This is a genomic window from Rhizobium rhododendri (genome assembly GCF_007000325.2).
GTDB lineage: Bacteria > Pseudomonadota > Alphaproteobacteria > Rhizobiales > Rhizobiaceae > Rhizobium > Rhizobium rhododendri.
The window spans coordinates 3,510,525-3,535,906 of the sequence record NZ_CP117267.1; the positions used below are offsets into that span (position 1 = coordinate 3,510,525).

Annotated in this window: 30 protein-coding genes; 19 read left to right on the forward strand and 11 right to left on the reverse strand. The window is 61.0% G+C overall.

The features are described 5' to 3' along the window. Positions 1-276: 276 nt before the first annotated feature. Positions 277-648 (forward strand): BA14K family protein, encoded by a 372-nt coding sequence (locus tag PR018_RS28380; protein WP_224129485.1) that lies wholly within the window; start codon positions 277-279, stop codon positions 646-648. Here the strand turns inward: PR018_RS28380 and PR018_RS16940 are convergent. The 3 genes from PR018_RS16940 to lepA form a co-directional block, all read right to left on the reverse strand. After that, positions 594-947, reverse strand: coding sequence for an Rdx family protein (locus PR018_RS16940; RefSeq protein WP_142823627.1), 354 nt, complete (start codon positions 945-947; stop codon positions 594-596). The two genes, PR018_RS28380 and PR018_RS16940, sit on opposite strands and share 55 nt — an antisense overlap. A gap of 63 nt (positions 948-1,010) precedes the next feature. Then, positions 1,011-1,607 carry a septation protein IspZ gene (locus PR018_RS16945; RefSeq protein WP_244615231.1) on the reverse strand — a complete coding sequence of 199 codons (597 nt, stop codon included), beginning with the start codon at positions 1,605-1,607 and terminating at the stop codon, positions 1,011-1,013. A 202-nt stretch (positions 1,608-1,809) separates the two neighbouring features. Then, positions 1,810-3,645 carry a translation elongation factor 4 gene (gene lepA / locus PR018_RS16950; RefSeq protein ID WP_142823629.1) on the reverse strand — a complete coding sequence of 612 codons (1,836 nt, stop codon included), beginning with the start codon at positions 3,643-3,645 and terminating at the stop codon, positions 1,810-1,812. A 158-nt stretch (positions 3,646-3,803) separates the two neighbouring features. Here lepA and PR018_RS16955 point away from each other — a divergent pair, with 158 nt between their 5' ends. The 4 genes from PR018_RS16955 (at position 3,804) to PR018_RS16970 (ending at position 7,001) form a co-directional block, all read left to right on the forward strand. Next, the gene (locus tag PR018_RS16955) at positions 3,804-4,373 is read left to right on the forward strand and encodes a helix-turn-helix domain-containing protein (RefSeq protein ID WP_142823630.1); all 570 of its coding nucleotides are present in this window, start codon (positions 3,804-3,806) and stop codon (positions 4,371-4,373) included. Positions 4,374-4,392: 19 nt separating this feature from the next. After that, entirely contained in the window at positions 4,393-4,923 is a 531-nt protein-coding gene (locus PR018_RS16960; RefSeq protein ID WP_142823631.1) for a GNAT family N-acetyltransferase, read from the forward strand. Positions 4,924-4,977: 54 nt separating this feature from the next. Beyond that, entirely contained in the window at positions 4,978-6,003 is a 1,026-nt protein-coding gene (locus PR018_RS16965) for a histone deacetylase family protein (RefSeq protein WP_142823632.1), read from the forward strand. 95 nt (positions 6,004-6,098) lie between these two features. After that, entirely contained in the window at positions 6,099-7,001 is a 903-nt protein-coding gene (locus tag PR018_RS16970; RefSeq protein WP_142823633.1) for an EamA family transporter, read from the forward strand. Here the strand turns inward: PR018_RS16970 and PR018_RS16975 are convergent. Beyond that, positions 6,998-7,468 (reverse strand): group III truncated hemoglobin, encoded by a 471-nt coding sequence (locus PR018_RS16975; RefSeq protein WP_142829078.1) that lies wholly within the window; start codon positions 7,466-7,468, stop codon positions 6,998-7,000. The genes PR018_RS16970 and PR018_RS16975 overlap by 4 nt on opposite strands. Before the next feature lie 194 nt (positions 7,469-7,662). Here PR018_RS16975 and mbfA point away from each other — a divergent pair, with 194 nt between their 5' ends. Beyond that, a complete protein-coding gene (gene mbfA, locus PR018_RS16980) occupies positions 7,663-8,646 on the forward strand; it encodes an iron exporter MbfA (RefSeq protein ID WP_142823635.1) in 984 nt (327 codons plus the stop codon). A gap of 113 nt (positions 8,647-8,759) precedes the next feature. Here the strand turns inward: mbfA and PR018_RS16985 are convergent, their stop codons facing one another. The 3 genes from PR018_RS16985 to PR018_RS16995 form a co-directional block, all read right to left on the reverse strand. Then, positions 8,760-9,143, reverse strand: a complete 384-nt coding sequence (locus PR018_RS16985) for a hypothetical protein (protein WP_202617122.1) — start codon at positions 9,141-9,143, stop codon at positions 8,760-8,762. 234 nt (positions 9,144-9,377) lie between these two features. Next, positions 9,378-9,977 (reverse strand): transglutaminase-like cysteine peptidase, encoded by a 600-nt coding sequence (locus PR018_RS16990; protein ID WP_111216096.1) that lies wholly within the window; start codon positions 9,975-9,977, stop codon positions 9,378-9,380. 153 nt (positions 9,978-10,130) lie between these two features. After that, positions 10,131-10,934, reverse strand: a complete 804-nt coding sequence (locus PR018_RS16995) for an alpha/beta hydrolase (RefSeq protein WP_142823636.1) — start codon at positions 10,932-10,934, stop codon at positions 10,131-10,133. Between the two features lie 177 nt (positions 10,935-11,111). Here PR018_RS16995 and infC point away from each other — a divergent pair, with 177 nt between their 5' ends. From infC to PR018_RS17045, 10 genes are all read left to right on the forward strand, one after another. Continuing rightward, positions 11,112-11,648 (forward strand): translation initiation factor IF-3, encoded by a 537-nt coding sequence (gene infC / locus PR018_RS17000; protein ID WP_202617140.1) that lies wholly within the window; start codon positions 11,112-11,114, stop codon positions 11,646-11,648. A gap of 306 nt (positions 11,649-11,954) precedes the next feature. Further along, positions 11,955-12,158, forward strand: a complete 204-nt coding sequence (rpmI, locus tag PR018_RS17005) for a 50S ribosomal protein L35 (protein ID WP_111216101.1) — start codon at positions 11,955-11,957, stop codon at positions 12,156-12,158. A gap of 35 nt (positions 12,159-12,193) precedes the next feature. Then, positions 12,194-12,598: a 50S ribosomal protein L20 gene (gene rplT / locus PR018_RS17010; protein ID WP_111216103.1), complete on the forward strand. Its 405-nt coding sequence runs from the start codon at positions 12,194-12,196 to the stop codon at positions 12,596-12,598. 138 nt (positions 12,599-12,736) lie between these two features. Further along, a complete protein-coding gene (locus PR018_RS17015; protein WP_142823637.1) occupies positions 12,737-13,603 on the forward strand; it encodes a BUD32 family EKC/KEOPS complex subunit in 867 nt (288 codons plus the stop codon). Continuing rightward, entirely contained in the window at positions 13,600-14,682 is a 1,083-nt protein-coding gene (gene pheS, locus PR018_RS17020; protein ID WP_142823638.1) for a phenylalanine--tRNA ligase subunit alpha, read from the forward strand. Before PR018_RS17015 ends, pheS begins: the two co-directional genes overlap by 4 nt. Positions 14,683-14,781: 99 nt before the next feature. Then, on the forward strand, positions 14,782-14,907 hold the full coding sequence (locus PR018_RS17025) for a hypothetical protein (RefSeq protein ID WP_257625652.1): 126 nt from the start codon (positions 14,782-14,784) through the stop codon (positions 14,905-14,907). Positions 14,908-14,933: 26 nt separating this feature from the next. Beyond that, entirely contained in the window at positions 14,934-15,179 is a 246-nt protein-coding gene (locus PR018_RS17030) for a DUF2442 domain-containing protein (RefSeq protein WP_142823639.1), read from the forward strand. Beyond that, positions 15,180-15,812, forward strand: coding sequence for a 3'-5' exoribonuclease (locus PR018_RS17035; protein WP_142823640.1), 633 nt, complete (start codon positions 15,180-15,182; stop codon positions 15,810-15,812). Next, a complete protein-coding gene (gene pheT, locus PR018_RS17040; protein WP_142823641.1) occupies positions 15,809-18,232 on the forward strand; it encodes a phenylalanine--tRNA ligase subunit beta in 2,424 nt (807 codons plus the stop codon). The genes PR018_RS17035 and pheT overlap by 4 nt, the downstream gene beginning before the upstream one ends. Before the next feature lie 175 nt (positions 18,233-18,407). Next, positions 18,408-19,712: a DUF3422 family protein gene (locus PR018_RS17045; RefSeq protein WP_142824422.1), complete on the forward strand. Its 1,305-nt coding sequence runs from the start codon at positions 18,408-18,410 to the stop codon at positions 19,710-19,712. A 137-nt stretch (positions 19,713-19,849) separates the two neighbouring features. Here the strand turns inward: PR018_RS17045 and PR018_RS17050 are convergent, their stop codons facing one another. Next, on the reverse strand, positions 19,850-20,080 hold the full coding sequence (locus tag PR018_RS17050; protein WP_142823642.1) for a DUF3072 domain-containing protein: 231 nt from the start codon (positions 20,078-20,080) through the stop codon (positions 19,850-19,852). 51 nt (positions 20,081-20,131) lie between these two features. Continuing rightward, positions 20,132-21,127 carry an aldo/keto reductase gene (locus PR018_RS17055; RefSeq protein WP_142823643.1) on the reverse strand — a complete coding sequence of 332 codons (996 nt, stop codon included), beginning with the start codon at positions 21,125-21,127 and terminating at the stop codon, positions 20,132-20,134. A gap of 120 nt (positions 21,128-21,247) precedes the next feature. Between PR018_RS17055 and PR018_RS17060 the strand changes: the two genes are divergently transcribed. After that, entirely contained in the window at positions 21,248-22,138 is an 891-nt protein-coding gene (locus PR018_RS17060) for a LysR family transcriptional regulator (protein ID WP_142829080.1), read from the forward strand. Between the two features lie 62 nt (positions 22,139-22,200). Continuing rightward, entirely contained in the window at positions 22,201-22,812 is a 612-nt protein-coding gene (locus PR018_RS17065; protein WP_142823645.1) for a hypothetical protein, read from the forward strand. Here PR018_RS17065 and PR018_RS17070 read toward each other — a convergent pair. Further along, positions 22,802-23,245 carry a GNAT family N-acetyltransferase gene (locus PR018_RS17070; protein ID WP_142823646.1) on the reverse strand — a complete coding sequence of 148 codons (444 nt, stop codon included), beginning with the start codon at positions 23,243-23,245 and terminating at the stop codon, positions 22,802-22,804. The two genes, PR018_RS17065 and PR018_RS17070, sit on opposite strands and share 11 nt — an antisense overlap. A gap of 13 nt (positions 23,246-23,258) precedes the next feature. Further along, positions 23,259-24,209: an aldo/keto reductase gene (locus tag PR018_RS17075; protein ID WP_142823647.1), complete on the reverse strand. Its 951-nt coding sequence runs from the start codon at positions 24,207-24,209 to the stop codon at positions 23,259-23,261. A 174-nt stretch (positions 24,210-24,383) separates the two neighbouring features. Between PR018_RS17075 and PR018_RS17080 the strand changes: the two genes are divergently transcribed. Further along, entirely contained in the window at positions 24,384-25,370 is a 987-nt protein-coding gene (locus PR018_RS17080) for a Gfo/Idh/MocA family protein (protein WP_142823648.1), read from the forward strand. The last annotated feature ends 12 nt before the right edge of the window (positions 25,371-25,382 follow it).

The window sequence follows — 25,382 nt, forward strand, 5'->3', positions numbered from 1 at the left end:
TCACGCGATAACTCCCGACATTGATAAGGCTTTATGGCGCAGGACCGAAGATCGATCAACCGACGCAAACGGTCGGACGCACCAGGTTTGGCCCTGCGCACTTGGGCAGGACATGATGGTGTCCTATATAGCCTACCATATGACGCGCGAAAGAAAGCGGCACGGGAAATGATGAAATTTACCGCAAGGAGCCCCGGCGCTCCAAGGGGAGGTGGTGCCGCACGGTTTCGTAACCTCGTTCCGATGGCTGTGGTAGCCATGGCTTCGCTGACTGCAATGTCAGCTCAAGCCTTGCCTCTCACAGCCGTCGCCAAGATAGAGCCTTCGGCGGCTTTGATCGAGATCTCGACGGTGTGCGATACGCGCGGTTGTTTCACATTCGGGCCGCGCCAGAGCTATCAGCGGCCAAACTATCGTCCGCTCGGCCAGACCGGACCCCGATATTATAGTCCCGGCGCACGGCCGCCTCGCTTTATCTTCCGACCCCAGCCCCCGAGGCTGCCGCCGCAGGTCCGGGTGCCTGCCGCCGATCCGAGCTTTCACCGCCAAAGCTGCATGAACCGTTACCGCTCCTACGACCCGTTGACCGACAGCTACAAGGCGCCGGGCGGAAGGCCGGTGCGCTGCGTCCTGCCGGAGCGCCGCTGATCGCTCCAGCTCTCGCTGCGCTCCCGGTCGGTGTGGCCGAGATCGCGCTCGGGTTCGATGATGTCGCGGACCCGCTGCTTCAATTCCTTCGGGCCCGGAAAACCACCGTCGCGCTTGCGTTCCCAGATCAGCTCACCGTCCACCCGGATCTCGAAATTACCGCCGGTGCCGGGCAGGAGGGCCACCTCGCCGAGACTGTCGCCAAATGTTTGGAGCAGTTCCTGCGCCATCCACGCGGCGCGCAGCAGCCAGTTGCACTGGGTGCAGTAGAGGATGCTGATGCGGGGTTTTGCGGTCATGTCGGTTCTCCTGTGCGACCCGCAGTCTAGGGACGTGGGCCCCATGTCACAACGGCTAAACGTTTATCGCGAAGCGGGCACTGGTGACTTAGTGTTCCATCCGGTCGTCACCAGCAGGGACTCGCGCTGCTTGGCTGGCATGGCGCGCAGTCGGCTTTGCGTTACCAGGCGTATCGCGGCAAACCCCGCCAAGACGAGAAGCACTTTGCTGGAGATGGTAAAGATCGCCATCGTCAGTGCCCAGGTTTTGATTTCAGTGCTGAGCGCGAGGTACGCATTGAGCGCTGCGGTGGTGAACATAAGGCCTGACCACACGAAGCCGAGCGCGATGCCGATATCGGCCGAAACGGCGCGGGCAATCGCAGGCAGGTAGCGATTGATCCATCCGGGCTTCAGCATCGCGGCACCGACAATCACATAAATCACGCTCGGCTTGAAGAGCACGAAACGGGGATCGTCCGTCACCATCGTTGCCGTACCGGAAGCGAAAACCAGAAACAGGCTTAGCCACTGCATGCTGTCGACAGGCTTCCTCCTTGAGACCTGGACAGCAATTTGGCAGGCACCGAACAGCATGCCGAGACAAGCCGACAGCACTGCGTTCTGCGTTAAAGAGAAGAGGATGACAAAAAGCAGGCTCGCGCCGAGGTCGTTGGCCATCAATCCTATGGTTTTCAGAAAGGACTTCATAAGGACTGGCCCAGCGATCGCTATGCGAAGGCATAGAGCCAATCGCGTATTGCAGCAAGCCGGGAGGTTAGGCAATGGATCAAGCTTGAGCCGAAGCGCACGTTTGCCGCAAACCAGACAGCAAAAAGGGCGCCTCGGCGCCCTCAATCATATGCCTTGAAAGGGCTTCCCCTCACTCGTCGCTCATCTTCAGCGCCGCAATAAACGCTTCCTGTGGAATGTCGACCTTGCCGAACTGGCGCATACGCTTCTTGCCAGCCTTCTGCTTGTCAAGCAGCTTGCGCTTGCGGGAGGCGTCGCCGCCGTAGCACTTGGCGGTCACGTCCTTGCGCATTGCCGAGATCGTCTCGCGGGCGATGACGTTGCCGCCGATGGCCGCCTGGATCGGAATCTTGAACATGTGCCGCGGGATCAGGTCCTTCAGCTTTTCGCACATGTCGCGACCGCGCTTTTCGGCGGCGGTCCGGTGTACCAGCATCGACAGCGCGTCGACCGGCTCGCCGTTGACCATGATCGACATTTTCACAAGGTTGCCTTCCTTGTAGCCGTCGAGATGGTAGTCGAAGGAGGCATAGCCCTTGGAAATCGATTTCAGCCGGTCGTAGAAGTCGAACACGACTTCGTTGAGCGGCAGCTCGTAGGTCAGCATGGCGCGCTTGCCGACATAGGTAAGCTCGGTCTGGACGCCACGGCGATCCTGGCAGAGCTTGAGGATGCCGCCGAGATAATCGTCCGGGGTAAGGATGGTTGCCTTGATCCAAGGCTCGTGGATTTCCGAGATGCGCACGACATCCGGCATGTCGGCCGGATTGTGCAGCTCGCGCTCGCTGCCGTCGGTCATGTTGAGCTTGTAGACCACCGACGGTGCCGTCGCGATCAGGTCGAGATCGAACTCGCGCTCGAGGCGTTCCTGGATGATTTCGAGATGCAGCAACCCGAGGAAGCCGCATCGGAAACCGAAGCCGAGAGCTGCGGACGATTCCATTTCGAACGAGAACGAGGCGTCGTTGAGGCGCAGCTTGCCCATGGCAGCGCGCAGATCCTCGAAGTCGGCCGCATCGACGGGGAACAACCCGCAGAAGACGACCGGCTGGGCCGGTTTGAAGCCTGGCAGCGCCTTGGCCGTCGGCTTCTTGTCTTCGGTTATGGTGTCGCCGACGCGGGTGTCTGCCACTTCCTTGATCGAGCCGGTGAAGAAGCCGATCTCGCCCGGGCCGAGGCTGTCGACCGCCAGCATCTTCGGCGTCAGCACGCCGACGCGTTCGACCTGGTATTTTGCGTCGGTGCCCATCATGCGGATGGTCTGGCCCTTGGTCAGCACGCCGTCGAGGATACGCACCAGAACCATGACCCCGAGATAGGTGTCGTACCAGCTGTCGACCAAGAGCGCCTTCAGCGGGCCTTTTTCGCCCATCTCGCTTTTCGGCGCCGGCAGCTGGTGGACGATGGCTTCCAGAACCTCGGGGATGCCGAAGCCGGTCTTGGCCGAAATCAGCACGGCCTGGCTGGCGTCGATGCCGATGACTTCCTCGATCTGCTCGCGGATGCGGTCGGGTTCTGCGGCCGGCAGGTCGATCTTGTTGAGAACGGTGACGATCTCGTGGTTGTTGTCGATGGCCTGGTAGACGTTGGCAAGGGTCTGCGCCTCGACTCCCTGTGACGCGTCGACCACCAGCAGCGATCCTTCGCAGGCCGACAGCGAGCGCGACACTTCGTAGGCGAAGTCGACGTGCCCGGGTGTGTCGATCAGGTTGAGGACGTATTTTTCGCCGTTGTTGGCCTGGTAGTGCAGGCGCACGGTCTGAGCCTTGATGGTGATGCCGCGTTCGCGCTCGATGTCCATGCTGTCGAGCACCTGCTCCGACATGTCGCGTTCGGCAAGGCCGCCCGTCGACTGGATCAGCCGGTCGGCAAGCGTCGATTTGCCATGGTCGATATGGGCGACAATGGAAAAGTTGCGGATATGGTCGAGTGGGATGCGGTTCGGATCGGTGCTCATGCGCGCCATATAGCAGCGCCGTCCTCAGCCGCAAAGCGGAAAACGGGTGCAGTGCAGGGCTTTGCGGCAATTTGCAAAGCACCCGAGGCGGTAAATCTCTAAGCTTGACAGGGGTCGATTCCATTATATGAATAATATATTCCCTAATAGTAGAAAAAGAGGGTGTCATGGAACAGGAGCTCGACATTGCAGTTGGCGCCCGGATCCGACAGTTGCGAATCGATAAGGCGCTGACGCTGGATGAGTTGGCCCGGTCCTCGGGCGTCAGCCGTGCCATGATCTCGCGGATCGAGCGCGCCGAGGCGAGCCCGACCGCGTCGCTGCTGGCGCGCCTTTGCGCGGCTCTCGGTCTGTCTCTTTCCGCCTTTTTTGCCGACGAGGGCAGGGCCGCGTCGCCCTTGGCGAGGCGCGAGGAGCAGCCGGTCTGGCGGGATCCGGAGACGGGCTATGTCAGGCGCGCAGTCTCGCCGGCGCGCACCGCTTCGCCCGTCGAAATCGTCGAGATTTCGTTTCCGCCCGGCGCCCGCGTCAGTTTTCCACCGCATGCTGCCGGCCGTGGCATCACTCAGCACGTATGGCTGTTCGAGGGCGAGATGGAGGTGATTACCGCCGATTGTGTCCAGCCGCTACAGGCTGGCGATTGCCTGTTCATGCCCATTGGCGAGGGCCACGTCTTTCACAATCCGACCGAACGCCCCGCGCGCTATTGCATCGTGCTCGACCAGAGCGGCCGATGACCAACATCTGGAGAAAACAATGATCGATATCCGCATGCTCGATGCCGACCAGGCTCGCAGTGCAGGGCAGCAGCTTGCCGAAATCCTGGTGGATTGCGTCGAAGACGGCGCCTCCCTCGGTTTCATGCACCCCTTCGGCGTCTCGGATGCGCTGCCCTTCTGGGCTGGCGTCGCCGATGACGTGGCATCCGGCAAGACGCTTCTGTTTGTCGCCGAGATCAATGGTGAGATGGTCGGTACGGTGCAGATCGGCTTTGCCAGCATGCCAAACCAGAGCCATCGCGGCGACCTCAAGAAGCTGCTCGTCCACCGCTCGGCGCGGGGCAAGGGCGTGTCCCGGCTGCTCACGGAAGCCGCCGAGCAGGAGGCGGCACGGCATGGCAAGAGCCTGCTGGTGCTCGATACCGCAACCGGCAGCCCGGCAGAAGCCATCTACCCCCGCCTCGGATGGAACAGGGTCGGCATCATTCCGGACTATGCCGCCTGGCCCCAGGGTGGCCTCGGCGATGTAACGCTGTTCTACAAGCGGATAGGGCTTCCTGCTGCTTGACAGCGGTGGCCTCGTCCCCGTTCTATCCTCCCGGACGACAATTGGGGACCTCCAATGCGCATTTTCTATTCCGAAGACCACAAGCTGCGCGATGCAAAGACGGAACTCCATGGCGGCTTGCTGGTGACCCCGTTCGAGGGGCCGTTCCGCGCTGAGTGGATCCTCGCGGCGGTGCGGGAGGCCGGTTTTTCCGACGTGGTATCGCCGCGTCCGCAGGGACTTGAGACCGCGTTAAAGGTCCATGATGCCGGCTACCTCGATTTTCTGTCGAAGGTCTGGCGCCTGTGGAAGGCAAGTGGGGCGGAAGGCGAGGCGATCGCGACCTCGCTGCCGGTGCGCCGCTCCACCCAGCGCATTCCCAACGATATCGACGGAATGCTCGGCTACTATGCCAACGCTACCGAGACCTCCATCACCGATGGTACCTATGAGGCCGCGCTTTCCGCCATGCGTTGCGCCCTCGATGGCGCGGACTGGCTGAATGCCGGTAACCGCTTTGCCTTCGCGCTCTGCCGCCCGCCCGGTCATCATGCCGGTATCGATCTTTTCGGCGGCTATTGCTTCATCAACAATGCCGCCGTCGCCGCCGAGCGGCTGATCGAGCATGGCGCGAAAAAGGTCGCCATCCTCGACGTCGATTTTCACCACGGCAACGGCACGCAGGACATCACCTACCAGCGCAGCGATATCTTCTTTGCTTCGCTGCACGGCGAGCCGGCCAATGCGTTCCCCTATTTCTGGGGTTACGCCGACGAAATCGGGGCAGGCGCTGGCGAAGGGTGCAACGCCAATTATCCGCTGCCGCGCGACACTGCCTGGCAGGCCTGGTCTGCAGCGCTCGCCGATGCGCTCGCCCGCATCAAGGCGTCAGGTGCAGAGGCGATCGTTCTGTCGCTCGGCGTCGATACGTTCGAGCGCGACCCGATCTCCTTCTTCAGGCTGACCTCCGAGGACTTCAGCCGCATGGGAGCGATGATCGCGGCGGCCGGCCTGCCGGTGATCACCTGCATGGAGGGCGGCTACGGCGTTCCGGAAATCGGCCTCAACGTCGCCAATGTTCTGATGGGCCTGGAAGCCTGATCCGTAGCCATCGGTTTTCCTGATGTCAGCATGACAATTTGGCGTTTGCCGCCATGCCCGCCGCCCGCTAGGAGCGGTGGCAAAGGGGGAGTGGCATGGATCAGAACGCAGCGACGATGGGAAGCGATGGCGGTGCGCCGTTGATGCCCGTACCGGACAAGGCGCCGCAGGGCGGCATGGCCGCAGGCGCGCTGATGTGCCTGCTGTCGATGACGTCGATCCAGTTCGGCGCGGCTTTTTCGTCGCCGGCCATCGGGCTCTATGGGGCAGCCGGCGCCAGCTGGCTGCGGCTTGGCTTCGCAGCCCTTATTCTTGTCGCCATCGTCCGCCCTCCGATCTCTCGCTACAGCCGCCGGCAATGGTTGGGCGCCTTGTTGCTGGGCACGGTAACGGCCTGTATGACGATGTCGTTCTTTGCGGCAGTCCAGCGCATCCCGCTCGGGCTGCTCGTGGCGATCGACTTCCTGGGGCCGCTTTCCGTGGCAGCTTTCGGTTATGGCATCGGCTGGCGGCTGGCCTGGCCGCTGGTGGCGGGCATCGGCGTGTTGTTTCTGGCGCGCGACGGACAGGGCTGGGTGGGCAACCTGCCGGGCGTCATGTTCGCGCTCGCCTCGGCCGTCGGATGGGCGATCTACATTATCCTCACAAAGAAAGTCGGTGCCGCCTTCAAGGGTTTCGAGGGTCTGGCAATGTCGCTCATGGTGGCGGCCCTGCTGGCCACGCCCTTCGGCCTGCCGGCCTCGATCGGGGCTCTCTCCTGGGAAGGTCTGGGCGAAATGCTCGGCCTCGCCATCCTCGTGCCGCTGTTGCCCTACGCGTTGGAAATGGTGGCGCTGCGGCGCATGCCGACAGCCTCCTTCGGCATCCTGATGAGCCTGGAGCCAGCGCTCGGCGCGCTCGCAGGCTTCCTGGTGCTGTCTCAGCCGATGACACTGCTGCAGATGCTAGGCACGGCCTTTGTCGTCGCAGCCAGCGTAGGCGCCACTCTCGCGCCCTAGGCTGGAGGAGGACCGGCCGGGGCGTCGTTGGCCGAACTGTAGAAAAGCGCCAGGAACATGCTCTTGGCGATCCGCTCGGCCGTTGTCATGAACCAGTCACGGGCCTCTGGCGTCGGCGCGATATCCTCGAGCGTCGCAGCAAATAGCCCCAGCCATTCCGGAAACATCTCCGGCACCAGCCCCTCCACCGATGCATGCGCCTGCACGGGCTTGCCGCCATAGGCGCCGGTCTTCAAGGCGATCGACGACCAGAAGCGCTTCATCTTTTCCATATGCTCCGGCCAGCGACCGGAAAGCCGCGCCTCGAAGACAGGCCCAAGTCGCGAGTTCACCTGGATCCGTTGGTAAAACTCTTCGACCAACTTGTCTATGAATGCGGCATCGATGCCGATGCGAAGCATGTCCGCCTCGGCACGCTCGCGCATCGCGGCGATCTGGGCGGCGCGGCCCTGCAACTCGTTGGTCATTCGGTTTCGCTCCTGCCGCAGCCGCTCCTGCAGCCATGGAGGCCGCGTAAGAACAGCCGGTATAGCCGCGTTGCAGAGGATACAGAAGGCCATGCCCGGCAGCTTTGCTCAAATTGCACGATTGCCCTTGCCAAGATCTTGACCCGTGCCATATCGCACTTTAGATTTAGATTAATTCTAAAGTGGAGACACCCATGCTGACCCGCCTGTTCCGATCGTCCAAGCGCCCGTTCAAGTCCCTGACGGAGCAGGAAGTCCTTGCCGTGGCAATCGCGGCAGAAGAGGACGATTCCCGCATCTACCTCGCCTATGCCGACACCCTGAGGCCGAAGTATCCCGCGTCTGCCAAGGTCTTCGAGGACATGGCCGAAGTCGAAAGCACGCACCGCAAGATGCTGATCGAGATGCATCGCAAGCGGTTCGGCGAGCGCATTCCGCTTATTCGCCGCGAGCATGTACAGGGCTTCTACGAGCGCAAGCCGGATTGGCTGCGCAACACGCTGTCTCTGGAAGCCATGCGCCAGGAGGCCGAGACGATGGAGGGCCAGGCATATCGCTTCTATCTCCAGGCGGCCAAGCAGACCTCCGATGCCGGGACGCGTCAGCTGCTCGACGATCTCGCCATGGCCGAGCAGGGCCACGAAGACGTCGCCGCAATGCTGAGCGAGAAGCATACGCCGGAGGACGTCAAGAAGAACGAAAATGCCGATGCCCGTCGGCAGATGGTGCTCACTTATGTGCAGCCGGGCCTGGCAGGCCTCATGGACGGCTCGGTCTCGACGCTGGCGCCGATCTTCGCCGCAGCGTTCGCCACCCAGGACACCTGGCAGACATTCCTGGTCGGCCTTTCAGCGTCCGTCGGTGCCGGCATTTCGATGGGCTTCACAGAGGCTGCCCATGACGATGGCAAGATTTCTGGTCGTGGCTCGCCGATCAAGCGCGGTCTGGCCTGCGGCATCATGACGGCACTCGGTGGCCTCGGACATGCCTTGCCCTACCTTATCCCGGATTTCTGGACGGCCACTATCACCGCTGGCGTCGTTGTCTTCTTCGAGCTCTGGGCGATTGCCTTTATCCAGAACAAGTTCATGGAAACGCCATTCCTGCGTGCCGCTTTCCAGGTCGTCCTCGGTGGCGGTCTCGTCCTGGCGGCAGGTATTCTGATCGGCAATGTCTGACGATATTTCGCTCCGACAGATCTTACCTGAACCAGCAATGAAAATGGGACCGAAGCCATCCGGCTTCGGTCCCATGTTTGTATTCGGAAATCACCTGACGGCGGGCGCCGGGCTCAGTTTCCTCCGCGGCTGAACATGGGGCCGCGCGGCGAGTCTGGATTAGGCACGATGATCTGGTTGTTGTCGGGGCGGTCGCGGTTGTAGTCTCTTCTTGGGCCGTCGGGCCTGCCGTCACCGCGTCCTGGACCGCGGGGCCTGTCGTTATCCCGGCGACGATCCGCATAATCTCGCCTGTGATATCCGCCGTCGCGACGGTAGCCCGGGTAACCGCGATAGTAGCCTCCGTCACGGTAGCCACCATAATAGCCTCCACCGTAATAAGGCGCGTCATAGGTGGTGACGTAGGCGCCGCTGTAGCCTCCGCCTTCCACGCAACCGGCAAGAGTGAGGGTCGCGAGACCCATAACGGCCGTTAACAGCAATGATCTGATTTTCATTTATTTCTCCCCACACTCGGATCCGGGAATGAAAACAGGTTTTCAATTCGCAGCCGAGGCAATTTGTATTTCTGAACGTTCTAATGCAGCTGACCCGCCGAAGTTCCATCCGCGTGCACGGAATGCTTCGATGCGTTTGTGAGGCGGTATGAACAAACGGGTCATGGCGACGAAATATCTTGCCCGGCTCCGGTCGAGCCGCTGCATCCGCAGGCTTCCGGATGCAGTCCCGCCTTACTTCAAGGCGCCGACCAGTACGTCACGGCCATTCTCGATCGTCACCCAGCGGCCTGCATTATAGCTCGCCTGGCGTTTGATGTAGGAATAAGGCGTCTGGTACCAGATCTTCACTTCATCGGTGAGGTTGTCGAGCTCGTAATCGCCCTGGGCGGTGCGCAGCGTCAGAATGGCGTGACCTTCGCCATCCGGCTTGCGGACGACGGTCATGAGAAGGTTGGACGGAGAAAAGCCGCGCTGGATCAGGATACGGCGCTTCAGCAGTGCAAAGTCTTCACAATCGCCAGCGGTGACCGGATAGGCCCAGTATTCTTCCTTGCCATAGACTTCCATGTCCGTGGCCGGGATGATGGTGGTGTTAACCTGCAAATTGACCTGCTTGACCGTTGCCCAGTTTGCATCGGTCATCTTGACGGGCATCAGATCCGAATTGGGGCCGCATTCGCTGCGGTAGCGCTGACAGAAATCATAATGGCCGATTGGCTGCGAGGTGGTGCCGCCGACAACCATCGAAGGCCCACTCTGGGACGCCGGCATAGCCGATGTCGACATGGCAAATATCGCCACTAAGGCTAGAAAGATGCCCTTGAAATCCACGCCAGCAACCTCGTACCGTCCCTAATTCTTAACAAATTGTTAATGGACGCGAGGCCGCATGGTCAATCGTTACTTAAACGTTAACAGGGTGAACCGTGCAACATGGTTAAAATGCAACAGAAATCGATGTTGGTTTAAGGCCGCCAAGGACCTCTAAACCGTTGCGAACGCCGCGATCACACCGAGCATCCTCTCCAGATCCTGTGGGCGGGAGAGGCGATGGTCGCCATCGCGGATGAGCGTCAGCACCACATCGTCGGCCGGCAGATGCTCCACCAGTTTCATCGCGTGGGCGTGGGGTACGTCCTTGTCCTGCATGCCCTGCAAGATGTGGACCGGGCAGCCAGTCTCGATCATGCCTGACAGCACCTGGTTCGCCCGGCCGTCCTCGATCAGCTTCCGCGTATAGATATTGGGGATAGGGCTGTAGGCAGACGGCTCCTCGAAAAAACCTTTCTCCGCCAAAGCCTGGCGCTCGACATCTTTCAGGTTTGGTTCGATCAGGTCGATCGTAAAGTCCGGTGCCGGGGCGATCAGCACCAGGCCCTTGATATCTGGCGCGCTCTTCCGGGCGCGCAACTCCTGGATCAGCCGTAGCGCGATCCAGCCGCCCATAGACGAGCCGACGATCACGAGGCGTTGCGGATTGGCGTGATCGACAACCGCCAGCGTTTCCTCCAGCCAACGCGAGATCGTGCCATCGCGAAATTCGCCGCCCGAGACGCCGTGACCGGAATAGTCGAACCGGATGCATCCAAGACCCAGCCGCTCGGCCAGCGCATCGACCTCGACTGCCTTGGAGCCCCCCATGTCGGAGCGATAGCCGGACAGCCAGAGAATTGTCGCTTGCTTTTCGGGGTTCGAGGTCTCGCGAAGTCGCATGGCAATCGGACGGGCACCATCGCCGCTGCCGACAGTGATTGTCTCGAGCGGAAGGGCATTTGCGGTTTCGGACATAGGCTGAGCTCCTGTTTGGCCGCTTTTAAAACAGATTCGCTTCCGGGCTGACAGGAGGTGATTTCTGCCATACACTGTGCTATTGACATCGCTGCCGCTTTGAGCACATTGCCGCCAACTGCGCCGACGGGAGCTTGGGGCCGCAAACACTTTAAACAATTCGTGGAGAATACGACCATTCGCAGACCTTTTAAAACCGACGCTCCCGTTAAGGACGGGCCGCGTTCAAACCGGGAAATTCGCATCCCGAAAGTCCAGCTCATCGGAGCGGACGGCGCAAACCTGGGCATAGTCCCCACAGACGAAGCAATGAAGATGGCGGAAGACTCAGGTCTCGACCTAGTGGAAATTTCCCCTAACGCAGAGCCGCCCGTCTGCAAGATTCTCGATCTCGGCAAGCTGAAATACGCCAACCAGAAGAAGGCGGCCGAAGCGCGCAAGAAGCAGAAGATCGTCGAAATCAAAGAAATCAAGATGCGTCCGAACATCGACACCCATGACTACGAGGTGAAGATGAAGGCCATGAGCCGCTTTTTCGATGAAGGCGACAAGGTCAAGGTGACCCTGAAGTTCCGCGGCCGCGAAATGGCCCACCAGGAACTCGGCATGAAGCTGTTGCAGCAGGTCAAGGTCGACACGATCGAGTTTGCCAAGGTCGAAGCCGAACCGAAGCTCGAAGGTCGCCAGATGATGATGGTGCTCGCGCCGAAGTAAGGTGCGGACCGTCACACTGGAAGTCGAAGCCGTCCGTCCGGGCGGCTTTTTCTTTTGTCAGGGCTGCGTTCGAAAGATTCAGCTGCGGCCCCGTTGCACTTTGGCGGGACTGCGGTTATAGGACCCCGTCCGAACTGACCGGCAGGGCATGCCGTGGCAGTTCAGAATGCTTGCAGAACGGTTCGTCACCGCACCTGCAGTTCAACAACCAAGCCACCCGCACTTTGTGCAAGCCCGGCATGCCGGACCTGCGAGAGGCGCCTTTTTCAAAAAGAGCGCGACCGGGGGCATAGAAGGAGTAGCAAAATGCCCAAGATGAAGACGAAGTCCTCTGCCAAGAAGCGGTTCAAGATCACCGCAACCGGCAAAGTGAAGGCCGCCGCTGCTGGCAAGCGCCACGGCATGATCAAGCGTAGCAACAAGTTCATTCGCGATGCACGCGGCACCATGGTTCTTTCCGAGCCAGATGGTCGCAAGGTCATCAAGAATTACTTGCCGAACGGTCGCTAAGACCCTTCGCCCGCTATTATTAAGGAGATCATGACATGGCACGTGTCAAAAGAGGCGTCACCTCGCACGCCAAGCATAAGAAGGTTCTGAAGCAGGCCAAGGGTTTCTACGGCCGCCGCAAGAACACCATCCGCGCCGCCAAGGCAGCGGTCGATCGTTCCAAGCAGTACGCTTACCGCGACCGCAAGGTAAACAAGCGCAATTTCCGCGCCCTCTGGATCCAGCGTATCAACGCTGCCGTCCGCGAGCACGGCCTGACCTACGGCCGCTTCATCGACGGCCTCACCAAGGCTGGCATCGAAGTCGACCGCAAGGTTCTGTCTGACATGGCGATCCATGAAGTCGAAGCATTCGGCGCCCTGGTTGCTGCCTCGAAGAAGGCGCTGGACTATCTGAAGGATGCCGGCACGAAGAACGAATTCGAAGCGGTCGTTAAGTAACGGCGCGACGAACCCTTTGTGTTCCAGGTTTGAAACCCGCGCCGGCAAGCTGGCGCGGGTTTCGCGTTTTCGTCACCCCGTTTTTTCATCAACCCAGTCTCTGAGCGGCGCGCCAGGCCCGCAAGACAGGATCGCAAAGTGGAAGACCAGCAAGATTACCTGCGTTCTCTACCGGATCTGACCGCCAGCGACATCGAGACGCTGCTTGCGGTGCTGGTTTCTGGCAAGAAGCGCGTTCAGCGGGTCGTCCTGTCTCAGCGGACTGTCTGGATCAAGCGCTACGGCACGGAGAAGCCGACATGGTGGCGTCACCTGCAGGCTTTTGTTTCACGATTGATCCCCGTCGATTACCTCAGGCCCTCACCCTATCTGACACCACGAGAGATGGCAGAGCGCGAACAGCGGCGCATCCGGTTGTTTGCTGCCAGCGGCATCGCCGCTCCCCAGATCCTCTATGCCTCCAGAAGCGCCATCGTGCTGACCCATGTCGGCGAGACGGTGCAGGCGCGCCTGCGCAAGTCGGACGACGATACGGTCCGCGACGGGCTGCTGGTTGCCTGCGCCGAGGAACTTGGGCGTCTCCATGCCGCCGGTCTCTGCCATGGAAGGCCTTACCCGCGCGACATGTTCTTTGCCGGCGACAGGCTCGGTTTCATGGATTTCGAGGAGGAGCCGCAAAGCGTCATGCCGCTGCCGGTTGCCCAGGCGCGCGACATATGGCTGCTGTTTCTGCAGATCGCCAGCACGGCCCGGCGCGGTACCGACACCTTCGACGCTGCCTACAACGCGTGGTCGGCGCGGGCGCCAGCGGCAGCGATTGCCGAATTGCGACGCATGACGGGCTTCCTCGGGCATTTTTTGTCCTTTGCCCGGTTGATTGGCCGCGTCCGCATGGGTAGTGATCTGCGGCGCTTCATTGTCGCCACGAGCTATCTGGCGACGGTGCCGTCCGATAGTCGCTCCAGCACGACCCACGAAGAACGCCCGCAAGGCAGGACACCATGACCGAACTCGATACATTGCAACAGCAGCTGCTTTCCGACGTCCATGCCGCATCCGACGAGGCGGCCATCGAAGCCGTCCGGCTTTCAGCGCTCGGCAAGAAGGGCTCGGTCTCGGAACTGCTGAAGACGCTGGGCGGAATGTCGCCGGAGGAACGCCAGACGCGCGGTGCCGCCATCAATGCGTTGAAAACCGTTGTGACCGAGGCCATCGTCAGCCGCAAGGCAGAGCTGAAGGACGCCGCGATCACGGAGAAGCTCAAGGCGGAGACAGTCGATGTCAGCCTGCCGGTGCGCTCCTCGCCGGCCGAGCGCGGTCGAATCCATCCAATCAGCCAGATCGTCGACGAGATCACGGCCATCTTCGGCGACATGGGCTTCTCGATTGCCGAAGGTCCCGACGTAGAGACCGATCACTACAATTTCACGGCGCTGAATTTCCCGGAAGGCCACCCGGCCCGCGAAATGCATGACACGTTCTTCTTCCAGCCGGACGAGAACGGCGAGCGGAAGGTGCTGCGCACCCACACCTCGCCGGTGCAGATCCGCACCATGGAAGCCCAGAAGCCGCCGATCCGCATCATCATTCCCGGCAAGACCTACCGCCAGGACTCGGATGCCACCCATTCGCCGATGTTCCATCAGGTCGAAGGCCTGGTGGTCGACAAAAAGGCGAATGTCGGCAACATGCGCTGGGTTCTGGAAGAGTTCTGCAAGGCCTTCTTCGAGGTCGACAGCGTCACCATGCGCTTCCGCCCGTCCTTCTTTCCCTTCACCGAGCCGTCCTTCGAGGTCGACATCCAGTGCGACCGCTCCGGCCCGAGCGTCAAGTTCGGCGAAGGCACCGACTGGATGGAGATTTTGGGCTGCGGCATGGTCCATCCGAACGTGCTGCGCCACGGTGGGCTCGATCCGGACGAATATCAGGGCTTTGCCTGGGGTATGGGCCTCGACCGTATCGCCATGCTGAAATACGGCATGCCGGACCTGCGCGATTTCTTCAACGCCGACGTCCGCTGGATCTCCCACTACGGCTTCCGCCCCCTCGACATGCCGACGCTGTTTGGGGGCTTGAGCGTTTAAATGCCAACCCTGCTGGTCTGGCATGGATACGAGTTCCGGTTCTATGCGCTGGATATGGGCGAACCTCCCCATACTCACGTCGTGAAGTAGGGGAAGTCGTTGAAGGTCTGGCTGGAAAGCGTGGCGGTTGCGCGGAATGTTGGTTACAATGAGCGGGATGTTGACCGCCTTCTTGCGGCGATTGCAGAACACAGGGATCAATGGATCGAGGCGTGCGTCGAATGACTTCTTTGGAGTTTGAAACCGAGGATATGCGCCCCATCAAAGCCTGGTGCTCTGCGGATGAGGTCCATGTAACGTTGGCAGACGGCCGTACCATTTCGGCTCCGCTCTGGTGGTATCCGTTTCTTCTTGATCTCGATCAATCCGCGCTCAACGATATCGAGTTGATGTATGAGGGCGTCTGGTGGCCGGAAGTGGACGAGGGCATCTCTGTCCAGAGCATGTTCCGTGGCGTCAAGGCACCGGGGGCGAAGGCTCCGCAGAAGGTGGCCTGAGTGACGGAACAACGGCCCACCTATTACTTCGTCACGGACGTCGAGACGAACGGTCCGGATCCTTTGCGTCATTCGATGTTGAGTTTCGCGACAGTTGCGTTGCGTTCTGATGGGGTCGCGTGCGGTGAGTTCGAGGCGGTTCTGATGCCCCGCGTGGATCGAGGAACGGATGAGCGGACCATGGCCTGGTGGGGGACGCAACCGGAGGCATGGGAGGCGGCAACTGCTGATCCAGAAGATCCAGCGGCTGTTATGGTGCGGTTCGTGGAATGGATTGAAGGCTTTGCCGGAGAGCGCGCATTCGCTGCGCGCCCGCTCATGTTCGATGGTCTCTGGATCGACCACTATTTGAGGACATTTGCTGACCGTTTTCTGCTGGATGTCCCCTATTGGGGCCAATGCGTTTTTAACGCGGGACCACTGGATATCGGGACTTATCTTTTGGGTGTATTTGGCAAAACTCAGCCTCAGTCGGGTGCAGACAAATTTCCCGATGACTTGCTTGGTCATCATCCGCATACCCACAAGGCTATCGATGACGCACGCGGTTATGCGTCACTCCTTTCGAAACTATTTGATGTGGCTCGGGGTCTGCCAGAAAACCCGCTCGATTTTATAAGGGTGCAACAATGAAATTCACGCTCTCCTGGCTGAAAGATCACCTCGACACCGAGGCGACGCTTGATGAGATCTGTACGCGCCTGACCGAGATCGGGCTTGAAGTCGATGCTGTCGATGACAAGGCGGCGTTCAAGCCGTTCGTTATCGCCAAGGTGCTGTCGGCTGAAAAGCATCCGCAGGCCGACCGGCTGAAGGTGCTGATGGTCGATACCGGCGCGGACAAGCCCGTGCAGGTCGTCTGTGGCGCGCCGAATGCTCGGGCTGGGATGATCGGCGCCTTCGCCCCCGCCGGTACCTATGTGCCCGGCATCGATGTGACGCTGACGGTTGGCAATATCCGTGGTGTTGAAAGCCATGGCATGATGTGCTCCGAGAAGGAGCTGCAGATTTCCGACAATCATGACGGTATTATCGACTTGGCAGCAGATGCACCGGTCGGTTCGAGCTATGCCACTTACGCCGGCCTTGACGATGCCATGATCGACGTCAACCTGACGCCGAACCGGCCGGATTGCACCTCGATCTACGGCATTGCCCGCGATCTCGCCGCTTCCGGCCTCGGCACGCTGAAGACCCGCGCGGCGCCTGCGTTCCCCATCGAGGGCGAAACGCCGGTCAAGGTGACGCTCGATCTCGATGACCCCAGGCTTTGCCCCGGCTTCGCGCTCCGCCTGGTGCGTGGCGTGAAGAACGGCCCGAGCCCGGCCTGGATGCAGCAGCGGCTGATGGCGATCGGCCTCAGGCCGATCAGCGCGCTGGTCGATATCACCAATTACATGACCTTTGACCAAGGCCGTCCCATGCACGTTTTCGACGCTGCCAAGGTCAAGGGCGACCTGACCGTGCGCCGTGCCCGCGACGGAGAATCCGTCCTCGCGCTGGATACCCGAGAATACAAGCTTTCCGGCAACAATGTCGTCATCGCTGACGACAACGGTATCGAGTCCATCGGTGGCATCATGGGCGGCGAGCACTCGGGCTGCGACGAGAACACCACCGACGTGCTGATCGAATCCGCACTGTGGGATGCCATGAACATCGCCAAGTCCGGCCGCGGCCTCGGCATCATCACCGATGCCCGTTATCGTTTCGAGCGCGGCGTCGATCCCGAATACATGCTGCCGGGTCTCGAGCGCACCACGGAACTGGTGCTGGAGATCTGCGGCGGCACTGCTGCCAAGGCCAATGTCGTCGGCTACACGCCCTACGAGCCCAAGATCGTCGAGTTCCCCTTCGCCGAAATCAAGAGGCTGACCGGGCTTGAGGTCTCCACCACCGAGAGCACCGAAATCCTGACGCGCCTTGGCTTCAAGGTCTCGGGCTCCGGCGAGCGCGTCTCGGTTGCCGTCCCCTCCTGGCGCCCGGATGTCGATGGCAAGGCTGATCTCGTCGAAGAGGTCATGCGTATCCACGGCGTCGATAATATCAAGCCGACGCCTCTCGAAAGCCATGCCGCCGTCAACGGCAAGATCCTGACGACGCTGCAGATTCGCACCCGCACCGCTAAGCGTGCGCTGGCCTCGCGCGGCATGCTGGAAGCGGTCATGTGGTCGTTCATCTCGACGGACCAGGCTAAGCTGTTCGGCGGCGGATCCGATACCCTCAGGCTCGCGAACCCTATCGCCGCCGATATGTCCGATATGCGCCCGTCGCTGCTGCCGGGCCTGCTGAGCGCTGCCCAGAGAAATGCCGACAAGGGCTACGGCGACGTCGCGCTGTTCGAAGTTTCCGGCACCTACGAGAACGACCGGCCGGAAGGCCAGCGGCGTGTCGCCGGCGGCATTCGCCGGGGCACGGCGACGCTTTCAGGCGCCGGTCGCCTCTGGTCCAACGCCACCAAGGGCGGTGGCAAGCCGGTCGATGTGTTCGATGCCAAGGCCGATGCCCTGGCCGTCATCGAGGCTTGCGGGCTGCCGATGGGCAATATCCAGATCGAGCATGGCGGGCCGGATTGGTATCACCCGGGTCGCTCAGGTACCATCAAGATGGGCCCAAAGGTCGTGCTCGGCTATTTCGGCGAGTTCCATCCGAAGACGCTGGAGGCACTCGATGTGTCTGGCGCTCTCTGTGGCTTCGAGGTGTTCCTCGACGTCATGCCCGAGCCGAAGCGCAAGCCAACGCGGACCAAGCCGGCGCTCGAGCTTTCGCCCTTGCAGGTGGTCAAGCGTGACTTCGCATTTGTCGTCGACAAGACGGTGGAAGCTGGAGCGATCATCCGGGCGGCATCCGGCGCAGATCGCAAGCTGGTAACGTCGGTCAACGTCTTCGACGTGTTCGAAGGGGCTTCGCTCGGCGATGGCAAGAAATCCGTTGCCATCGAAGTGCAGATTCAGCCGGCTGAGCGCACGTTGACCGATCAGGATTTCGACGCGCTGACCCAGAAGATCGTCGCCAACGTCACCAAGACGACCGGTGGCGTCTTGCGCGGCTGATACAGTCAACCCGCAAGCGCCTCACCCGCCAGCACGTTCTGACGGCGGGTGAGGGCACGTTTGGTGCATTGCATCATATTTTTGCGATGCACCAAACCTCGACCCCTTGTCCATGAGCGCATTTGCGCATAGCGAGGAATGGTGCTGGCCATCACGGCCGCTCGAGGGCAGCGAAGTGTCGAAGCGCAGTTTTTCCTTCCCCAGTGCCGAGATTCGCGCAAAGGCGATCGGTGAGATCCATTCGAGGCCCTATACGCTGCTCGCACTTCCGCGCGTCGTCTTCCAGATTGCCTTCCTGACGGAAGCAAATTTCACTGCCGACCACGCAATCCTCACGGATCTGTCGCTAGGGCAGGGTGTTCCGGCTCCGGCTGCCGATTCCAGCCATCATACGATGACCTGGGGTGGCGGCACGTTGCGCTGGGAGCGTCATACGGAATTCTCGACCTATTTCTGGGACACCCCGGCTCCCGCGAAATTCGGCGGCGATATCCCGATCAATCCCTTTGGATCCCGCTTTGTAGCGCCCGGTCCGTTCATCTCCGGTGTCCGCATCGAGATCCGGCCTGCCACAGAGGTATCGGTTGATGTGATCGAGAATTTCGACCTGACCAGTCTCTGTCAGAGCACCGTGGCGGACGGCAAGGCGACGATCGTGACCGACTTCCGCCAAGATGGTGATGGCCTCACCAAGTTCCTGATCCTCGACCGCGGTATGACGGATGCCGCCCGTGGCATGCTCACTCAGCGTATTCTCGATATCGAGACCTATCGCACGCTGGCGATGATGGGTTTGCCGCTTGCGCAGACCCTTTCCCCCGAGATCCGCCAGATCGAGAACAGCTTCACCGCCATCACCCAGGGCATGAAGCAGCACGCGCGTGACGAAGCCGATGCGATGCTCGCCGAGATCACCCGCCTTGCTGCCGAACTGGAGGCAAATGCGGCGCTGAGCCTCTATCGATTCGGCGCCAGCCGCGCCTATTACGACATCGTCCTTGATCGTGTCGCCATGCTGGCGGAGAAGGGATTGCCCGGCAACGAGACGCTCGGTGCTTTCCTGCAGCGGCGCCTGGCGCCGGCCATGCGAACATGCCAGTCCGTTGAAGTGCGGCAGGCCAACCTCTCGAGCAAACTGGCGCGCGCCAGCGGCCTGCTGCGCAGCTGGATCGACGTCGACCTGCAGAAGTTCAACACCGAAATTCTGGCATCGATGGACAAGCGGGCGCATCTGCAGCTGCGCTTGCAGCAAACGGTGGAAGGCCTGTCGGTAGCTGCCATTTCCTATTATGTCATCGGCCTGGTCGGCTATCTCGCCAAGGTCATCCACGCCATCGGTCTCAATATTTCGTCCGATACGCTGACGGGTGCCTCGGTGCCGTTCGTGATTGTCGGCGTCTGGCTTACGGTCCGGCGCATCCGGAGCCGGCATAGCGATGATCCCGTGCGTGCATCAGACAAACCCCGCTCCATCAACTAAAGACGCTCATTCTGGCGTTACTGCAGGAGCTGAATTTTCGATGCCGATGACCGGATCCGCAATGGAAAAGGCGGCGTCTGCTCTCGCTGACGTCGCCTCGTTGTATCGCGCTTTTCCATTGTATGCAGCGAACTGCTTCAGTGTTGTTTTTGCATCCGGCTCTTGATCTCGTCGATACGCTTGGACGCCTCTGCCTTGGAGAGCTCTTCGGAAAAAGCATCCGGCTCGTGCGCCTGTTCCGTCAACGTTTTCAAATAGGACTTCTGGGCACCGGTCATCGGTTCGTCGCCGGTGACCCAGTCGTCCGGATCCTTTTCCGTGTTGGAGGAAGGGTCCGGATCGGTCTTTGGATTGTGCTCGTCTATCATTGCTAGCCTCCTTGTTTGTTCTCTTAACGTTCTTGAGGAGGCCAGGTTCCGTCAGCGCTTTGCATTCCAGGCCGCAGGTTTGCCATAGCGCGCCCCGGCGATCTTGTCCGGCGACAGCATGTCATCCAGTCTCGTCACGTCTTCGGCCGTCAGCACGACGTCGGCCGCAGCAGTGTTCTGCTCCAGATGGGTAATCTTGCGGGCGCCGGGAATGGGCACGATGAAATCGCCCTTGGCCAGAACCCAGGCGAGCGCCAGCTGCGCGGCAGTGGCTCCCTTTTCAGCTGCCATCTCCTCCACGAGCTTCACGAGCGCCAAGTTGGCAGCCATGTTCTCGGCTTCGAAGCGTGGCAGGTTCTTGCGGAAGTCGCCTTCCCCGAACTCGGAGGTGTTTTGGATCTTGCCTGTCAGGAAGCCGCGTCCAAGCGGGCTGAACGGTACGAAACCGATGTTAAGTTCGCGGCACGTATCGAGGATCTCGCCTTCGGGATCGCGGGTCCAGAGCGAATACTCGCTCTGTAGCGCCGAGACCGGCTGCACGGCATGGGCGCGGCGAATGTGCTCAGCGCTCGCTTCCGAGAGGCCGAAAGCGCGGACCTTGCCGGCTTTGATGAGATCGGCCACGGCACCGGCAGTGTCTTCGATCGGCACTTCCGGGTCGGGGCGGTGCTGGTAGAACAGATCGATCACCTCGACGCCGAGCCGCTTCAACGAGGCCTCCGCCACCTCGCGCACATGCTCCGGCCGGCTGTCGAGCCCGGACATGGCCTGCGAATCCGTCTTGGCCGGATCGATCTTGAAGCCGAATTTGGTGGCGATAGTCACCTTGTCGCGGACGCTCTTCAGGCCCTTGCCGACCAGGATCTCGTTGGCGAAGGGGCCATAGACCTCGGCCGTGTCGAAAAAGGTGACGCCGATCTCGACGGCGCGATGCAGGGTGCGGATGGCATCCTGCTCGTCCTGGCCACCATAGGCGTGGCTCATTCCCATGCAGCCGAGGCCGATGGCCGAGACGGTGAGTTCTGTTCCGAGTTTGCGGGTCTTCATGAAATCTCTCCTTGGGAACGGTCAGCCCTGCAGGCGACGCAATACACCCAAGAGATAGGGCGCGGGAAAGCTTTTGAATATGGGTGCAAATTGCAATGCACTGTTCTATCATTTCGATCAATGAACAGAACACAGCTCTCGCAACTGGCGGTCTTTGCCTCCGTGGCCGCCCATCGCAGCTTTCGTGACGCCGCCAAGGAGTTGGCGATCGCGCCGTCGGCTGTTAGCCATGCCATATCCAGCCTGGAGGCGAGCCTCGGCGTCCGCCTGCTGGCCCGCACCACCCGCAGCGTCGCGCCGACGGAGGAGGGGCAACGCCTGCTGGAACGCCTGCGCCCGGCGCTCGACGAGATCGGTATTGCGCTGGAGGCGGCCATCGACGCGCGCGACCGGCCCGCCGGCAACCTGCGCATCACCGCGCCCCGGTTCGCCTCGGACATCCTGCTTGGACCCCGCATCGGCGATTTCCTCAATGCCTATCCCGATATCACGCTGGAAATCGCCAACGAGGATGGCTTCATCGACATCGTCGACCAGGGCTATGACGCGGGCACCCGGATGGAGGAAAGCCTCGATGCCGACATGATCGCTGTGCGCATCTCGCCTGAGATGCGCACAGTCATCGCCGCCTCGCCCGGTTATTTCGCAAAGCATCCGATCCCCGTCCATCCCCGCGACCTCGTCGCACACCGCTGCATCAAGCGCCGCTTTTCGAACGGCTCGATCTATCGCTGGGAGTTCGACAAGGACGGAGAGGCTCTGGTGGTCGCGGTCGACGGGCCGCTCATCGTCGGTGAGGATAGGCTTGCGCTACTGGCAGCGCTCAGCGGCGCCGGTCTAGCCTATCTCTTCAACATCCGCGTCGAGGACGAGGTGGCCGGCGGGCGGCTGGTCAGAGTGCTGGAGGACTGGTGCCAGCCCTATCCCGGTCCCTTCCTTTATTACCCGAGCCGCCGGCAACTGCGTCCGGCGTTGCGCGCCTTCATCGATTTCTTCAAGGTCGGCGGCTGAGATGCAGCATTTCGGGTGGCCGGCATGAAAATGCCGCTTACCCTGGCGGGGAGGAGAGCGGCATGAGAAAACCGGCATCTATGCGCGGGCTGGAAGACCTGGGGCGGGTGCGGCTGTCCGAAAACTTCTTCCTTCGCGATTTCCTGTATTCCGAAATAGACAGCCTTTACGGCATCCCCAATATCCCTGATGACCCCGCCCTTGCCATCGCGGCCGGCAGTCGGCTTTGCGCCGACCTGCTGGAGCCCCTGCAAGCGACCTTCGGAAGGCTGCATCTTCGCTCAGGCTACCGCTCGCAGGCGCTTAACCGGTTCGGAAACGACAACAATCTGAACTGCGCTCGCAATGACGCCGCCGGCCATGTCTGGGACCTCAGGGATTCCAATGGCTATATGGGCGCGACGGCCTGCGTCGTCGTCCCCTGGGTGTGGGATCGCTATCAGGCACCGGGCGACTGGCAAAAGCTGGCATGGTGGATCCAAGACCATCTGCCATACGCCTCCTTGCAATTTTTCCCGAAGCTCTGGGCCGTCAACATTTCTTGGCATGAGCGCCCGAAGCGATCGATCAACAGCTATGCCGAGCCGCGCGGCATCCTGACCCGGGAAGGTATGGCCAACTGGTTGGACGATCATTCGCGGTCGTATGACGGCTTTCCGCGGATCAGAGTGTGATGCGATAGCGTATGTGGCCGTCGCTCTGGACGAAGCGGTCGTATAGCTTGCGCGCAGTGCTGTTGGTCTCGTCCGTGTGCCAGTAGAGCCGCGTCCAGCCGCTGGCTTTGGAAAGTGCCACGAGGTCGTCGAGCAGTGCCTGACCTACGCCCCTGCCACGCACTTCCGCGTCGACGAACAGGTCTTCGAGGTAGCAATCGAGACCTGAGGTCCACGTACCTTCGTGGGTCAGGCAAAGGGCGAAGCCCATCACCACGTCATCGACAACGGCCACTCGCATGAAGATCGCCGACGCCGGGTCGAAAACCCGGCGCCAAGTGAGATCGGTGATGTCGTCCGAGATGCCAACGCCATAGAAAGCGAGGTAGTCGGCCCAGAGTGCGCGCCAGCGGACCTCGTCTTCAGGCCTGGCTTCTCGGATCGTCACCGTCATTTCGTCGTCCTCGTTATGCGCCTGCCTTGTCGAGCAGGGCCATCGCCTCAGGCGACAATGTCAGCTGCGCAGACTTCACCAAAGCCTCCAGCTGCGCAAGGCTGGTCGCTGAAGCAATCGGCGCCGTCACGGCCTTTTTCTGCTGCAGCCAGGCGAGCGAAATCTCCGCGGGGGTTGCCCCTGTCTCCTTGGCGACGGTATCGAGCGCCGACAGGATTCGAAGTCCCTTGTCGTCCAGATACTTTGCTACCCTGTCCTGGCGTGCCTTGCCCTCGGTGTCGGCTTTGCTGCGGTATTTGCCGGAGAGGAAGCCCGACGCCAGGCTGAAATAGGTGATGACGCCAATGTCTTCACGCATGCAGAGGTCGGCAAGCGGGCCTTCGAAACTCCCGCGATCATAGAGATTGTATTCCGGCTGCAGCACGTCGTAGCGCTGGACGCCGGCCTTTTCTGCAGCATCCAGCGAGGCCTGCAATTGCGCCGCGTCGAGATTGGAGCAGCCGACCGCGCGGATCTTGCCCTGCTGGCGCAGCTTGGCATAGGCACCCAGAGTTTCCTCGTACGGCGTCTCCGGGTCGGCCCAATGGGATAGATAGAGGTCGATGTAGTCGGTCTGCAGCCGCCTCAGCGAATCTTCCACCGCCTTCAGGATGTAGCTTTCCTTCAGGCCCTTTTTGCCGGGGCCCATTTCTGAGCCCACCTTGGTGATGATGATCGCCTTGTCGCGCGCCACATGCCCCTGTTTCAGCCACTTGCCGATGATCTCTTCAGAATCGCCACCTTTGTTGGTGGGCACCCAGCGCGAATAGACGTCGGCCGTATCGATGGTGTTGAAGCCGGCGCCGAAGAAGGCGTCGAGAATGTCGAAGGACGTCTTCTCATCGGCAGTCCAGCCGAAGACATTGCCGCCGAAGACGATTGGCGAAATTGAAAGTCCTGTTTTACCGAGTGGGCGCATCTGCATGCCGCTCTCCTGAATGAAGTGGGACGCTGAAAAATTGGCGCAGCGCTAAGCCGCCCTGCCTATGTAGGGCCTGGACGTCGCTAAGGAAACCGGACGTCGGTGAATTGCCCCGCCGCCGTTGCGCGCTACCTCAACGCTGCCTATGATCAGGCGAAAGAGGATGAGGAGATATCGATGTTGCGTTTTGGAATTCTGTCGACGGCCAAGATCGGTCGCGAACTCGTGGTGCCGGCCATTCAGGATGCGGAAAACTGCGTAGTCACCGCCGTTGCCAGCCGCGAGCTCGCTCGCGCTCGAGAAATGGCGGACCGCTTCTCCATTCCGCACGCCTTCGGCTCCTACGAGGAGATGCTCGCCTCCGACAAGATTGACGCCGTCTACATTCCGCTTCCGACATCGCAGCATGTCGAGTGGTCGATCAAGGCCGCCGATGCAGGCAAGCACGTGCTCTGCGAAAAGCCGATCGCCCTCAAGGCTGCCGAGATCGACAGCCTGATTGCTGCCCGTGATCGCAACAAGGTGCTGGTGAGCGAAGCTTACATGGTGGTGTATACGCCGGTCTGGAAGAAGGTGAGGGAACTGCTTGCCGAGGGCGCCATCGGCCGCCTGCGGCATGTGCAGGGCGCTTTCACCTATTTTAATCGCGATGCCGGCAACATGCGAAACATTCCAGCACTCGGCGGCGGCGGCCTCCCTGATATCGGCGTCTACCCGTCGATCACCACACGCTTTGCCACGGGCAAGGAGCCGCAGCGCATCCAGGCGGTCACCGAGCGCGATCCCGAGTTCGGCACTGACATGTACTCCAGCGTCAAGGCCGATTTCGGCGACTTCGAGATGAGCTTCTACATCTCGACGCAGATGGCCAGCCGGCAGATCATGGTCTTCCACGGCACGGACGGCTTCATCGAGGTGAAATCGCCGTTCAATGCTGACCGCTACGGCGCTGAAGAGGTCGAGCTTGCCAACCGCAGCCACGGGCAGTCGCAGATCTTCCGCTTCCCCGACAGCCGCCAGTACAAGCTGGAGGCGGAGGCCTTCGCCGATGCTGCTACCGGTGGGGCTTCAGAGGTGGTGACGCTGGAAAGCTCGAAGAAGAACCAAGCGATGATCGACGCGATCTACCGCGCCAGCGAAAAAGACGGCTGGGAAACAGTCTGATCCATCGATAAA